The 14,072-nt window shown below is 71.3% G+C and carries 12 protein-coding genes and 1 rRNA gene; 1 reads left to right on the forward strand and 12 read right to left on the reverse strand.

Features of this window, described 5'->3' with window-relative positions; all coding sequences use genetic code 11:
* The first annotated feature begins 322 nt into the window (after positions 1 to 322).
* Positions 323 to 1,819 carry an MFS transporter gene (locus ACFV0O_RS40505; protein ID WP_380349780.1) on the forward strand — a complete coding sequence of 499 codons (1,497 nt, stop codon included), beginning with the start codon at positions 323 to 325 and terminating at the stop codon, positions 1,817 to 1,819.
* Between the two features lie 197 nt (positions 1,820 to 2,016).
* Here ACFV0O_RS40505 and ACFV0O_RS40510 read toward each other — a convergent pair whose 3' ends face one another.
* From ACFV0O_RS40510 to rrf, 12 genes are all read right to left on the reverse strand, one after another.
* The gene (locus ACFV0O_RS40510) at positions 2,017 to 3,426 is read right to left on the reverse strand and encodes a DNA polymerase IV (protein ID WP_380349783.1); all 1,410 of its coding nucleotides are present in this window, start codon (positions 3,424 to 3,426) and stop codon (positions 2,017 to 2,019) included.
* A gap of 69 nt (positions 3,427 to 3,495) precedes the next feature.
* Positions 3,496 to 4,224: a vancomycin high temperature exclusion protein gene (locus ACFV0O_RS40515; protein ID WP_380349786.1), complete on the reverse strand. Its 729-nt coding sequence runs from the start codon at positions 4,222 to 4,224 to the stop codon at positions 3,496 to 3,498.
* A gap of 93 nt (positions 4,225 to 4,317) precedes the next feature.
* Positions 4,318 to 4,962 (reverse strand): MerR family transcriptional regulator, encoded by a 645-nt coding sequence (locus ACFV0O_RS40520; RefSeq protein WP_360257987.1) that lies wholly within the window; start codon positions 4,960 to 4,962, stop codon positions 4,318 to 4,320.
* Positions 4,963 to 5,185: 223 nt separating this feature from the next.
* Positions 5,186 to 5,662 (reverse strand): bifunctional nuclease family protein, encoded by a 477-nt coding sequence (locus ACFV0O_RS40525; RefSeq protein ID WP_030062493.1) that lies wholly within the window; start codon positions 5,660 to 5,662, stop codon positions 5,186 to 5,188.
* Between the two features lie 97 nt (positions 5,663 to 5,759).
* Entirely contained in the window at positions 5,760 to 6,452 is a 693-nt protein-coding gene (locus tag ACFV0O_RS40530) for a MerR family transcriptional regulator (RefSeq protein WP_380349803.1), read from the reverse strand.
* 179 nt (positions 6,453 to 6,631) lie between these two features.
* Positions 6,632 to 7,513, reverse strand: coding sequence for an FHA domain-containing protein (locus ACFV0O_RS40535; protein ID WP_360257985.1), 882 nt, complete (start codon positions 7,511 to 7,513; stop codon positions 6,632 to 6,634).
* A gap of 226 nt (positions 7,514 to 7,739) precedes the next feature.
* Entirely contained in the window at positions 7,740 to 9,041 is a 1,302-nt protein-coding gene (locus ACFV0O_RS40540; RefSeq protein ID WP_380349791.1) for a DUF881 domain-containing protein, read from the reverse strand.
* Positions 9,034 to 9,366 carry a small basic family protein gene (locus tag ACFV0O_RS40545; protein WP_030062488.1) on the reverse strand — a complete coding sequence of 111 codons (333 nt, stop codon included), beginning with the start codon at positions 9,364 to 9,366 and terminating at the stop codon, positions 9,034 to 9,036. The genes ACFV0O_RS40540 and ACFV0O_RS40545 overlap by 8 nt, the downstream gene beginning before the upstream one ends.
* The gene (locus tag ACFV0O_RS40550) at positions 9,363 to 10,463 is read right to left on the reverse strand and encodes a DUF881 domain-containing protein (RefSeq protein ID WP_380349795.1); all 1,101 of its coding nucleotides are present in this window, start codon (positions 10,461 to 10,463) and stop codon (positions 9,363 to 9,365) included. Before ACFV0O_RS40550 ends, ACFV0O_RS40545 begins: the two co-directional genes overlap by 4 nt.
* Positions 10,464 to 10,641: 178 nt before the next feature.
* A complete protein-coding gene (locus tag ACFV0O_RS40555) occupies positions 10,642 to 13,137 on the reverse strand; it encodes a sugar phosphate nucleotidyltransferase (RefSeq protein ID WP_380349797.1) in 2,496 nt (831 codons plus the stop codon).
* Positions 13,138 to 13,261: 124 nt separating this feature from the next.
* Positions 13,262 to 13,882 (reverse strand): CDP-alcohol phosphatidyltransferase family protein, encoded by a 621-nt coding sequence (locus ACFV0O_RS40560; RefSeq protein ID WP_380349800.1) that lies wholly within the window; start codon positions 13,880 to 13,882, stop codon positions 13,262 to 13,264.
* 98 nt (positions 13,883 to 13,980) lie between these two features.
* Positions 13,981 to 14,072: ribosomal RNA gene (gene rrf, locus ACFV0O_RS40565) — 5S ribosomal RNA — on the reverse strand; the annotation flags it as partial.

The following is a 14,072-nucleotide window of genomic DNA, read 5'->3' on the forward strand; positions in this document are numbered from 1 at the left end:
GGGGGGGGGCCCCTCCCCCAGGCCCCGGCCCCTCTCCCCCCGACCCCCCTCCCCCACAACCGCCCGCGGACGGCGCCCCCACCCCGTACCCGCAGCCCGCCACAGGCGCCACCCGAAGCCCCGACTCTTCCCCCGCCCACCGCACCACCCCCGACCGCCCGCCGCTGGCCCCCCCACCCCGCACCCGCAGCCCACCACAGGCGCCCCCGGAAGCCCCGACTCTTCCCCTTTGCCAAAGCTTAACCACTCGATATTTGACACTCTGAAGTATCTCCCTGCATGGTTACTTCAGTTCATTCACTATGTACGGGAGGAAGCAACCGTGAGTGAGGCACCCCAGCCCACCACCGCGGCCGAGAAGCAGAGCAGCGCCCGGGTCCTGCCGGCCCTCATCCTGGCGATGCTGTCGTTCAGCGTGGTGCAGACCGCGGTCGTCCCGATCCTGCCCTCGCTGGCCAAGGAACTGAGCGTCTCGGCCTCCAGCGTCACCTGGCTGATGACCGCCAACCTGCTCTCCGCAGCCGTGCTGACTCCCCTCCTTGGCCGCTTCGGCGACCTCCGGGGCCGCAAGCCGATGCTGCTGATCTCGCTGGCGGGCCTGGTCGCCGGTTCGGCGCTGGCCGTCAGCACCCACTCGTTCACCTGGCTGGTCGTCGCCCGCGTCCTGCAGGGCGCCGGCGGTGGCGTCATGCCGCTGGCGATCAGCATCGTCCGCGACGAGTTGCCCAAGCAGAAGGTGACCGGCGGCGTCGCCGCCATCAGCGCCTCGATGGGTGTCGGCTCCGGCCTCGGCCTGGTGGCCACCGGTGTCCTGTTGGAGCACTGGAACTACAAGTCGATCTTCTGGATGGGCCTGGTCTTCGGCCTGATCGCGATCGCCCTGGTCGCCTTCCGCGTCCCGTCGGACCCGGTCACCGACAAGGAGGGCGGCGCCGACCCGCTCGGCGCCCTCACCCTGGCCGGCTGGCTCTCCGCACTGCTGGTCGCGGTCAGCCAGGGCAACCACTGGGGCTGGACCTCCACCAAGACCCTCGGTCTGTTCGCCGTCGCCGCCGTCGTCGCCCTGGTCTGGGGCGTCATCGAGACCAAGGTCGCGCACCCGCTGGTGGACATGAAGATGATGTCCCGCCCGGCCGTGGCCTTCACCAACCTGGCGGGCCTGCTCATCGGCTTCGGCATGTACGGCTCGTTCATGGTCATCAGCAACTTCGCCCAGACCCCGGAGAAGCTGACCCACTACGGCTTCACCGCCACGGTCCTGCACGCCGGTGTGATGCTGCTGCCGTCCGCGATCGGCTCGATGGTCGCCGCGCCGCTCGGCGCCCTGCTGATCGCCCGCCGCGGCCCGCGTCTGCCGCTGGTCCTCGGTGGTGTCCTCGGCGCCGTCGCGATGGCCTACCTGGCCCTGCGGCACAGCCGTGAGGGCGACATCTACACCGCCTCGGCGATCTTCGGCCTCGGTGTCGGCCTCGCCTTCGCCGCGATGCCGGCCTACATCAACGGCGCCGTCCCGGTCGAGCAGAGCGGTATCGCCAACGGCATGAACTCGGTGCTGCGCACCGTCGGTGGCGCGATCGGCACCGCCGTCATGGCCGCCATCCTGACCGGCGACACCATGAAGCTGCCGCCGCAGATCCCGCTGACGCTGCCCACCCTCGACGCCTACAAGCACGCGTTCTGGGTCGCGGCCGTGGTCTGCGTGGTCGCCGGTGTCGTCCCGTTCCTGATCCGCGGTGCCAAGTCGGCCGCTCCGCTGACCGTCGTCGGGGGCTCGGCCCAGCAGGACTCCAGCGACGAGCTGGTGAAGACCGACGCCTGACGAGGCGTCCGGCCCCCGCGCTCAGGGACAGGGCGCGGGGCCCCGGTCTCCGTACGTCGCGAGGGCATCACGAACGTACGGGGCCCGGCACGGTGATGCGGCCCCACCCGGTACTCCCCCACCGGGTGGGGCCGCTTTCGTGTTCCCGCCCCCGTCGTCCCCCCGCCCCTCGGCGCCCCCTCGCCCCCGTCGCCCCCTCAGCGCCCGTCGTCCGCCCCGCCGTCCGTGTCCGGGTCCGGGTCCTCGTCCTGGCGTAGCGGCAGCGGCCGCGTCGGCTCCAGCGCCGGGTCGTCCACCGCGAAGGTCCGCACTCTCCCGGGCCCGCTCCAGGGCGTCTCGAACCGTACGGTGACCCTCCCGACGCCGCTGCCCTGCACCCAGCCCGGCCCGAACTCCGCGTGCTGGACGTCCTGTCCGGGCATCCACCGCCGCACCGTGACGGCCTCCGGCTCCTCCTCGGCGGTCTCGACCTCCTCCGCCGCCTCCGCGTGTTCCGCCGCCTCCTCCCGCAGGGCCTGCGCGAACAGGTCCTCCTGGGTGTAGTCGGCGAGTTGGGCGACACCGACGCCGAGCAGCCGGACCCCGCCGGTGATGTCCACCTGCTCGGCCAGCCGTCGTGCGGTCGCGGTGATCACGGACTCGTCGTCCGTGGGTCCGCCGAGCGTTTCCGAGCGGGTCAGCGTCGAGAAATCGAACCGCCGCACCTTGAGCACCACGGTCCGCCCCGAGCGCCCGGCCGCTCGCAGCCGCCGCACGCACCGGGCGGCCAGTGCCTCGACCTCGCGCAGCACCCGCTCCCGGTCGGCCAGGTCCACCTCGTAGGTGTCCTCCACCGAGACGGACTTGGCGTCCTGGTCGGCCACCACCGGCCGCTCGTCCAGTCCTATCGCCATCTGGTGGATCCCGGCGCCGTGCGCCCGTCCGAGCAGCTGGACCAGCTCCGTCTCGCCCGCCTCGGCGAGGTCGGCGACGGTGTTCAGCCCGGCCCTGCGCAGCACCTGTTCGGTGGCCGGCCCGATCCCGGGCAGCGCCCGCACGGGCATCGGCCCGAGCACGGCCCGTTCCTGCCCGGGCTCGATCAGCACCAGGCCGTCCGGTTTGGCCTGCTCGGAGGCGATCTTGGCCATCAGTTTGGACCCGGCGGCCCCCACCGAACCGGTCAGTCCGGTGAGCCGCTGGATGTCGGCCCGCAGGTCCTCCGCCAGCGCGAGCACCAGCCGCTCGCCGGTGTCGTGGTCCGTCTCCGCCAGCACCGGGCCGTACGGACCGGCCTCCAGGTCCACGAAGGCCTCGTCCAGGCTGAGCGGTTGCACCAGCGGCGACAGTTCCCGCAGCAGGCCCATCACGGTCTCGCTGACCTGCCGGTAGGCCTCGAAACGGCCCGACAGGAAAGCCGCGTTGGGACAGAGCCGCCGCGCCTGCGCCATCGGCATGGCCGAGTGCACCCCGAACTTCCGTGCCTCGTAGGAGGCCGTGGAGACGACCCCCCGCCCGCCGAGCCCGCCGACGATCACCGGTTTGCCGCGCAGGCTCGGCTTGGCCGCCTGCTCCACCGCCGCGAAGAAGGCGTCCATGTCGAGGTGGATGATGCTCGGCAGTGATCGCACCCGCCGATCATCGCGTACGGGTCCGACAGTGCGTACGAACCCGGCCGGACGCCCCGCCCGGCCGCCCGCCTACGGCTGCTTGGCCGCCGCGCTCGCCAGCGCCTCGGGGATGCCGTCCTCCTTGGGGCCGAGGAACACCGGGTCCGGCCGCAGCCAGGCGTTGACCGCCGCCTTGCCCGCCCCGGCCACCTCCCGCAGCCCGCCGTACAGCCAGGTCTCGTCGTGCAGTTCCGGCACCCCGACGGCGTACGACCGGATGCCCGCCGCCTCGCAGAGCGCCAGCGCCCGCCGGACGTGGAAGTCCTGGCTGACCAGCACGGCCCGGTCCACCCCGAAGATCCGGTGCGCGCGGGTGCAGGAGTCCCACGTGTCGAAGCCGGCGTAGTCCCGGACCACCCGCTCGGCGGGCACCCCGTGCCCGGTCAGGTACGTGAACATCGCGTCGGGCTCGTCGTACTCGACCCGCCCGTTGTCGCCGGTCACCAGGATCGCCCGGACCTTGCCCTCGCGGTACAGGTCGACCGCCGCGACCAGCCGGTGCTCCAGGTACGGCGAGGGCTTGCCCTGGTCCAGCCCGGCGCCGAAGACCACCGCGACGGGCGCGGACGGCGCGCTCTCCACCGTGCCGACCCGGTCGCCCGCCGAGATCCACACCCAGGCGCTCGGTGCCAGTGCGAGCGTGCAGAGCACCGTCCCGACCTGGAACACCCTGCGCTGCGTCCGCCGCTGCCGCAGCCGTGTCCCCAGCAGTCCGGCCCTGCGCCGCAGCAGCCCCGATATCCCGGTGCCGACCCCCACGTGCCCCTCCCTCGATCGTTTCCAGGCAACACGACGAGGCCGCGGGCCCGAACGGTTCCCCGTCCGGGCCCGCGGCCCCGTCGAAGTCGGTGCTCAGACCGCCCGGTTGCGCCGCTGGGCGAGTTCGTCGGCCGGGTCCTGCCCGACCAGTGTCTCGCCGGTGTCCGTGCGTTCGGCGTGCAGCCGCCCGAGGGTGAGCTCCAGCTCCCGCCAGACCGCTCCCACCGCGATGCCGAAGACCCCCTGACCGCCCTTCAGCAGATCGACCACCTGCTGCGGAGTGGCGCACTCGTACACCGTCGCGCCGTCGCACATCAGCGTCATCCCGGCCAGGTCGGCCTGGTCCGCGGCCTGCAGGTGGGCGACGGCGACCCGGATGTTCTGCAGCGAGACGCCCGCGTCGAGCAGCCGCTTCACGATCTTGAGCAGCAGGACGTCGCGGAAGCTGTAGAGCCGCTGGCTGGTCGCCGGGTACGCCGTCCGGACGCTGGGTTCCAGCAGCCCGGTGCGGGCCCAGTAGTCCAGCTGGCGGTAGGTGATGCCGGCCGCCGCGCAGGCCGTCGGGCCGCGGTAGCCGATCAGTTCGGATGTCGGGGCCAGCCGCTCGATGGCGGGCTGCCCCGGCTGCACGGCCGGGAACCTGCCCACCCGGGACAGGTCCGTGACGGTGCGAGCGGTGCGCGGCACGTGCACGGCGCACAGGCCTCCCACGGCCGCGTCATCGCCGGTGCTGCTCATGCTTGCCTCCGTCCACTTGTGCTGCGGGCAACCCGACTGCGGGCATCGGCCACCCGGACAGCCACTCCTGACGGTAGGCAGTCCCCTATGACCCGTCAACGATCGCCACGCCGGGCCAGACAAACCACGTCACTCAGGAGAGTGGTTTTTCGTGCCCCTAGTGTGGGTAGGTCGACGGTTTTTGGCAAAACGAATGAGCCGAACAGCCGTAGTCGCGGCCCCGCTACTGCGGGCCGCCGCCCCCGAAGTCCTCGGGCGAGACCTGGTCGAGGAACTCCCGGAACTTCTCGACCTCGTCCTCCTGCTCGTCCGGGATCGCGATGCCCGCCTCGGCGAGCACCTCCTCGCTCCCGTAGATCGGCGTGCCGGTCCGCAGCGCGAGCGCTATCGCGTCGGACGGCCGGGCGCTCACCTCGACGCCGCCGGCGAACACCAGCTCGGCGTAGAACACGCCCTCCCGCAGATCGGTGATCCGCACCTCGGTGAGCTGCTGGCCGAGCGCCTCCAGGACGTCCTTGAACAGGTCGTGCGTCAGCGGGCGCACCGGCGTCATGCCCTGCTGGGCGAAGGCGATCGCGGTCGCCTCGCCGGGGCCGATCCAGATCGGCAGGTAGCGATCTCCCCCGACCTCCCGCAGCAGCACGATCGGCTGGTTGGAAGGCATCTCCACTCGGACACCCACGACGTCGAGCTCATTCACACAGGCAACCCTATGGCTCCGGTCCCGGATATGAAAGCGCAGAGCAGACGCCGCTGGTCAGCGCGGTGCCCCCGGTGTCCGGAGGCCGTTCGTACGGCTACCCGCGGGTCCGCAGACCGGCCTGGACCATTGCGGCGTGCAGCCGCACCGACAGCGTCGCGAGCTCCCGCGCGGTGGCCTCCGCGTGGGCCCTGGTCTGCGGGTTCCGGTGCCGGCGCAGCGGTGCCACGACCTGCTCCACCAGCGCGACCTCGCGGTCCGCCGCCGCCTTCATGGCTCTCAGGTGTCGCGGCTCCAGGCCGTACCGGCCGAGCTCCGCGACCAGCCGTGCCACCTGCAGCGCCTCGCCGTCGTACCCGCCGTCCGGGCCCGGCGCGACCAGCCCGTAGGACTCCCACTCGACGAGTTCCCGCTCGCCGGCCTCGGCGGCGGCCAGCAGCTCGGCGCGCCCCAGCCGGACCCCGGACGGGACGTCGGCGGAGGCCACCAGTTCGCGGTCCGCCTCCTCCACCGGTCCGAGCCGGGTGTCGGCGGAGGGCAGCGCCGGCGGGCTCTCGCCGCGCTCGATGGCGTCCAGGTGCTCGCGGATCACCCGCAGCGGCAGGTAGTGGTCCCGCTGCATCCGCAGGACGTAGGCCAACCGCTCGACGTCGGCCGGGCTGAACTTGCGGTACCCGGAGGGCGTGCGCTGCGGCTCGACCAGCCCCTCCGCCTCCAGGAAGCGGATCTTGGAGATGGTGACCTCGGGAAAGTCGTCGCGCAGGAAGGCGAGCACCGCGCCGATGCTCAGCAGTTCGTCACCGCCGCGGCGCCGCCCGGCGGGCCGCTCCGCGCGGACCGGCTGCCTGGGGCCCGCGACCACCCCGCGCCCGCCGCGGTCCGCCTGCGGACCGGACGGGACTGGGGTGGCCGCCCCGAGAGAAGAGGAAGGGGTATTCGTATTCACTCGGGCTCCTGCCGACGTTGGTTTCAGTACCCCCGGTTGTGGCCGGCGAAGAACACCAGCCGGTACTTCCCGATCTGGACCTCGTCGCCGTTGTTCAGCGACACCTCGTCGATCCGCTCCCGGTTCACGTAGGTGCCGTTGAGGCTGCCCACGTCCGCGACGCTGAAGCCGGCCGGGGTGCGGCGGAACTCCACGTGGCGGCGCGAGACCGTGACGTCGTCCAGGAAGATGTCACCCTGCGGGTGGCGCCCCGCCGTGGTGACGTCGGAGTCGAGCAGGAACCGGCTGCCCGAGTTCGGGCCGCGCTGCACGATCAGCAGCGCCGAGCCCGGCGGCAGCGCGTCGATCGCCGACAGCACCTCGGCCGACAGGGCCGGCGTGGCACCGGTGCCGGTCGTGGTGTTGGGGTCGTACGACTCCAGGCCGGAGATGGAGATGGTCGACGTGGTCTCCGCCGCCCCCTCGGGCAGCAGACCGCCGCGCAGGGCGGTGCCGCAGTTGGAGCAGAACCGGGCCGAGGCCGGGTTCTGGTTGCCGCACCTGGGGCACGGAGAGGAGCCAGCCATGTTCACAGCCTCCTGGCGCGGCACACCCGACGGGTTGTGCCCGGCGTACGGGTCCGGGGCAAACCCTCCACCAGAGGTTGAGGGTCCTGACGGGAAACCTATGCGCGGGTCGCCGGAGGGGTCAACCGACGCGCCGTAGCCCGCCTGATTCCCCGCGTACTGGGCGGCGCCGCCGTCCCGGAACAACTGCTGTCCGGCGTACGGAGCGGCCTCGGGGGCGGGTCGCATGCCCGGCACCGCGGGCTCGTCCTCCGGCCGGCGGTGGCGCGCGGTGGGCGCCTCGACGGCGGCGGCGTCACGGTCCTTGTTGCGACCGAACAACTTCGAGAAGAAACTCACGGGCGAATCCCCTTGCGTGTGACAGACCCGCCCGCGGGGCAGGGTGAGAACCTCGGACGGGCTGCGAAACCGGTTGCGGCTCGGGCCCGCTGGAGTGGCACTCCGACAGTTGGTGCTGCGGTTGTTGCTCCGGAGCGTACTGGTGTGAACCAGTCTCGCCCACGTGACGGCGACGCCCCGCAGCGGGTGCCGCCGACCCCTGACGGGCCGTTCGTCGGACGCCTCGTCACTTCGATGCCGGCTTGGCGTACTGCGGCGTCTTCGGATCCGCGAGGGCGTCGACGACCACCTTCTGCTGCTGGGTGATCGTCGCCCGCGCCTGGTGGCTCTCCAGCGTGCGGACGACACCTCCCGGGATGTTCAGCGCGGGTGTCAGATCCTGCGGGTTCCCCACGACGGTGAACCGATAGGGCTGCGAGGCCTTCTTCCCGTCGATCTGCACCCCACCGCCCGACAGGTCGGTGAAGTAGGTGTTGACCACCACGCGCACATCGTTGATCTGAATCGCCTCCGCCCCCGCCGCTCGAAGTTCCTGCAGGGTGTCCAGCAGCATATCTGCCTTCACCTGCCCTTGGGGATCATCGACCGTGAGTACGATGCCCGGACCAGTGGCTTTGACGGTACCGGCGAGAACACCGAGTTCCGTCACCTTCTTCCTGGTCTGTTCCTGGGCCTCCTTGGCCTGGTTGGAGCTGTTCTCCAACTTCGCCAGGGACTGCTCCAGCTCCGCCTTCTCCTGCTGGAGACGCTGCTGACGGCTGTCCAGTTCGTCGAGGATCCGCACCAGGTCCTCCTGGCGGGCCCCGCGCAGTTGGCTGTGGTGGTCGTTGGTCGACCGCACCTGGATCGCGAGCCCCAGGCCGAGCGAGAACAGCAGCAGCGCCACCACCAACTGTCCGCGCGACAACCGCGGCGGCCACAGCGCCGCCTGCAGGCGCCGCCGACCGGCGCTGCGGTCCACGGCGGCGGGCGGTTGCGCCACGGCCTCCTCCGCGACCGGCTCGGGCTCGGACTCCGGCTCGGGTTCGGACTCCGGCACGACGGCGGGCGCGGGCTCGACGGCGGGCGCGGGCTCGACGGCGGGCGCGGGCTCGACGGCCGCAGCGGCCCGGGCGGCCGGCCCGGGCGCGGGCACCGGCCGGGCCGGCGACTCGGGCGCGCGCTCCGGCCCGGGTGAACGCTCCGGCAGGACCGGCTTCAGCAACCTGAGCGTCGGCTCGGGCGTCGAGGCGGCCTCAAGCTCAGTCTCAGCGTCGGGCTCCTCCTCCGCCGGTGCCGCCCCGGCATCCTCGGCACACCCGTCGGCGTCCGCCGGAGCAGCCGGCCGGGTGTCCGCGCCCGTCTCCGGCCCGGGCGCCTCGACGACCTCCTCGACGGCCTTCCCGGCCGTCTCCTCGGTCCTCTCCTCAGCCGTCCTCCGGTCCGGCTGCGCAGGCGGCTTCCCGACGGTCCGCTCAGCGGTCCGCGCGGCCACCGGCGCCTCCGGCTCCCGCTCCTCCTCCGCCGCCGTGCGGCCCGACTCAGGCACGGAAGACATGGCGCCGGATCGCGGCCGCGTTGGAGAAGATGCGGATGCCGAGGACGACGACCACGCCCGTGGACAGCTGCGAGCCGACGCCCAGCTGGTCACCGAGGAAGACGATCAGTGCCGCGACCACCACGTTCGACAGGAACGAGACGATGAACACCTTGTCGTTGAAGATCCCGTCGAGCATTGCCCGGACACCGCCGAACACCGCGTCGAGCGCCGCGACCACCGCGATCGGCAGGTAGGGCACGACGGCGTCAGGCACCTCGGGTTGGACGAAGAGGCCGACAACCACCCCGATCACAAGACCCAGTACGGCAATCACGGTCTGGCTGCTCCTGTCCCTGTCGTGGTCTTGGCGGTTCCGGTCGACGGACGCCGCTTGGGGGTCGGACCACCGCTGGTCGCGGTTGGTGAAGCGGATGGTGAAGCCGGTGGGGCCGATGGTGAGACGGACGCGCCCGGGCTCTCCGGAGTTCCGGGGCCGGCTGAGGACGTTCCGCCCGCCGCAGGCGTGGCCGGGGGGCTCGCGGCCGACGAGGACTCGGGCGTGACCGGCTGCGCGGTCCGCAGCGTCACCCCCACCGCCGCCGGCAGCGTCAGGCTCTTCTGCGTGGAGAGCGTCGACTTGATGTCGTACTTCTCCTGGAGCAGCCGCAGGTACTGCCCGGCCATGTCGTTCTCGAAGGCGGTGAGGAGCTTCGGCCCGTCCCCGATCGCCTGGATGCTGTACGGCGGCACCAGCGGCCGGTTGTCCACCAGCACCGCCTCGCCCGCGGCCCGGATCGCGGAGAGCGCGGTCAGCCGCTGCCCGTTGATCGCGACGGCCTCCGCCCCCGACCCCCACAGTCCGTTCACCACCAGCTGCAGGTCGCGGTCCCGCAGCCGGCCGCTGTTGGAGAAGCCCTGCCCCGCCCGCGGGTCGACGTTGCCGCCCGCTCCCGTCCCCGCGGCGTCCTCCAGGACCAGCTTCATGCCCGGCCCGGTGACCTCGCCCAGCCCCACGGCGCCGGTCAGACCGCCCGTGTCGCCCTCCCCCGAGGCGAGCGCCTGCTGCTGCGTGCTGTCGACCTTGCGCCGCAGCTCCTGCACCTGCTTCTGCATCTGGTCGGCCGCGGTGTTGCTGTCGTTGATCCGGTGGATCAACGCGTCCCGCTCCTTGGCCAGCGACGGCTCGGCCTTGTGCGCGTTCACCGCGCCCACCGTCACCACCGCTCCGACCAGCGCCAGACCCGCGCCCAGCGTGAGCAGTCCCCGGAGCGTTCCGGGTATCCGGCTGTCGTGGGCACCGCCCCGCGCGGCGGCCGCTTCGGCGTAGCCCTCGTCCAGGCTGTGGTCCATCACGTTGGTCAGCAGGGACATCGAGGCGTCCGGGCGGTTGTACCGCCCGTTCGGGGCACTCGGCGTCGGCGTTGCTGGCATGCGGACCATCGTCCCACGACGACGAGGGGGCCCGTGCACGGCCCCTGAGCTGCACACACGGCGCACACATGACGGAAGTGGCGGATTATTCCGAATGAGGTGAAATCGGACAGCGGGGCGCACGAACGATGCCGTGCGCCCCGCCGATCGGGGCCGTACCGTCACCGGCTCCGGGTCGTCACCGCCCGGCGCCCTCGACCACCGCCGCCCATTCGTCCAGCAGCGCCTCGGTGGCCTCGTCGTCCGGGCCCTCCGCCCACAGGTGGGTGGTCGCCTCGGCCGGATCGGGCAGCACCAGCGTCCAGCGCCCGTCCGCCTCGACCACCCGGACACCGTCGGTGGTGTCCAGCCGCCGGCTGCCGGCCGCCTCCACCACCGAGCGCATGACCATGCCCTTGGCCGCCCAGGGCGTCGCGATGTCCCGGCGCCGGATGTGCGCCTGCGGGATCCGCGCGTCGATCTGGCTCAGCGTGAGCTGGGTCCGCGCCACCAGGCCGACCAGCCGGACGAAGGCCGCGGCCCCGTCCAGCACCCCGCTGAACTCGGGCACCACGAAGCCGCCGCGCCCGTCCCCGCCGAACACCGTGCCCTCGGCGGATGCCGCCTTCGCGAGGTCGTCCGGGGTCGTCGTGGTCCAGATCACCTGGGTGCCGTGGTACGCCGCAACCTGCTCGGCGATCCGCGTCGTGGTCACCGGGAGCGCCACCTGACCGCTGCGTCGCTCCGCCGCCACCAGGTCCAACAGCACCAGCAGCGCCCGGTCGTCGTCGATCACCCGGCCCAGCTCGTCCACGAACGCGACGCGCTCACCGACCGGGTCGAACCGGACACCGAAGGCTGCCCGTGAGGAGGCCACCAGCTCGCCGAGCCTGGCCAGCCCGGCCCGTCGCGTCTCCGCGTCCTCGGTCGGCCGCGCCTCGTCGAGCCCGCTGGAGACGGTGAGCGCCTCCACCCCGAGCCGGCCGAGGATGCTCGGCAGGACCAGGCCCGCACTGCCGTGCGCCGTGTCCACCACCACCTTCAGCCCGGCTTCCCGGACCCCGGTGGTGTCCACCGCCCGCAGCAGGTTGCCCGCGTAGGAATCGAAGACGCTGGACGGGAAGGTCAGGTCCCCGATCTCGCCCGGGAAGGCCCTCCGGTACTCCTGGCGCGCGTAGACGCGGTCGAGCTTGCGCTGCCCGGCCTGCGAGAGATCGGCGCCGCGCTCGTCGAAGAACAGGATGTCCAGCGAATCCGGCACCCCCGGGGTGGTCCGCAGGAAGATCCCGCCCGCGCTCCCCCGGGCCGTGTGCTGCCGGGCCACCGGCATCGGCACGTTCTCCAGGTCGCGGACGTCGATCGCCGAGGTCTGCAGGGCCGAGATCATCGCCCGTTTGAGCGCACGGGCACCACGCGAGTGGTCACGCGCAATGGTGACGGTGGCACCCTTCTTCAGCGTCGTCGCGTAGGCCCCGGCCAACCGGACGGCGAGCTCCGGGGTGATCTCGACGTTCAGGATGCCCGACACGCCGCGAAGGCCGAAGAGGTGCTCCTGCCCGCGCGACTCCCAGATCACCGAGGTGTTGACGACGGCACCGGCCTCGATGGTCTTGAACGGGTAGACCCGGACGTTCGCCCCGATGATCGACTCCTCGCCGACCAGGCACTCGTCCCCGATCACCGCACCGTCCTCGATCCGCGCGGCCCGCATCACATCGGTGTTCTTGCCGACCACGCAGCCCCGCAGGTTGCTCTGCGGCCCGACGTACACGTTGTCGTGCACCACGGCCTTGTGCAGGAACGCGCCGCGCTTGACGACCACGTTGCTGCCCAGCACGGTGTGCTCGCGGATCTCGACGCCGGCCTCGACCTTGGCGTAGTCCCCGATGTACAGCGGCCCGCGGAGCACCGCCTCGGGGTCCACCTCGGCCCCCTCGGCGACCCAGACTCCGGGCGAAATCTCGAACCCGTCCAGCTCGACCTCGACCTTGCCCTCCAGGACGTCCGCCTGGGCCTTGCCGTAGCTCTCGTGGGTGCCGACGTCCTCCCAGTAGCCCTCGGCGACGTATCCGTAGACCCGCTTGCCCTCCTTCAACAGCTGGGGGAAGACGTCGCTCGACCAGTCGACGGACTCACCCGCCGCGACGTAGTCGAAGACCTCGGGTTCCATCACGTAGATACCCGTGTTCACCGTGTCGGAGAAGACCTGCCCCCAGGTCGGCTTCTCCAGGAAGCGCTCGACCCTGCCGTCGTCGTCCGTGATCGTGATACCGAACTCCAGTGGATTCGGCACCCGGGTGAGGCAGACGGTGACCAGCGCGTCCTTGCTTCGGTGAAAGTCGATCAATTCGGAGAGATTGAAGTCGGTCAGCGCGTCACCGGAGATCACCAGAAAGGAGTCGTCCTTGAGCGCGTCCTCGGCGTTCTTGACACTGCCCGCCGTGCCCAGAGGTGTCTCCTCGTGGGCGTAGGTCAGATGCATGCCCAGCTCTTCACCGTCACCGAAGTAGTTCTTGACCAGTGACGCCAGGAACTGCACGGTGACCACGGTGTCGGAGAGGCCGTGCCGCTTCAGCAGCCGAAGCACATGCTCCATGATCGGCCGATTGGCGACCGGAAGCAGTGGCTTCGGCATGCTGGAGGTCATCGGGCGGAGTCGAGTGCCCTCGCCCCCTGCCATTACAACGGCTTTCATTACGGGTGCGTCCTCCTTCGCGGTGGTGGACCAGCAGGTCCATCAAACCGTTCCAGAGGGTTCTCTACCCGGAAGGTATCGTCCGACGCACCGGTGGAGCGTGGGGCTTCTCTCAGATCACGTCTCAGACTGCGGACGCCGAGCCCGCCGGACGCCCCTTGATGATCTGCCGCACCTGAACCGCGTACAGAATGGCCGCCCACCAGTACAGCGTGGTCCCCCACCAGATGAAGGCCCAGCTCACCACCTCGGCCGGCCGCGCGATCCAACTGTCCACACTGCCGAGCAGCAGGAGCGGAAACGCGTACATCAGGTTGAAGGTGGCGGCCTTCCCCAGGAAACTCACCTGCAGCGGCCCGTAGCCGTGCTTGTTCAGAATGGGCAGCAGCGCGGCGATGAACGCCTCCCGGGCCAGCAGAATCGCCGTCAGCCACCACGGCAGAATCTCACGCCAGGTCAATCCGACCAGCGTGGACAGCACATAGAGCCGGTCGGCCAGCGGGTCCAGCAGCTGGCCCACCCGACTGATCTGCCCCCACCGCCTGGCGAGCTTTCCGTCCAGGTAGTCGCTGATTCCACTGAGCATCAGGATCAGCAACGCCCAACCGTCATTGTTGGGCCCCCCGAAGACCGGCCACAGAATGAGCCAGAGAAAGAGCGGAACGCCGACCAGCCGGCCCATGCTCAGCAGGTTGGGGATGGTGAGGACGCGATCGGTCTGGACCCGCGTCTCCTGGACCTCCACCCGGGGGCCTCCTGTACCGTGTGAGGACAATGCACGTTGACCATACAACAGAGAAGCCCCCGTCCGGTTCACCCGGCGGGGGCTTCTCTCGAAGAATTGTTCGGCGGCGTCCTACTCTCCCACAGGGTCCCCCCTGCAGTACCATCGGCGCTGTGAGGCTTAGCTTCCGGGTTCGGAATGTAACCGGGCG

Origin of the sequence: Kitasatospora sp. NPDC059577 (assembly GCF_042735475.1) — a bacterium.
GTDB lineage: Bacteria > Actinomycetota > Actinomycetes > Streptomycetales > Streptomycetaceae > Kitasatospora.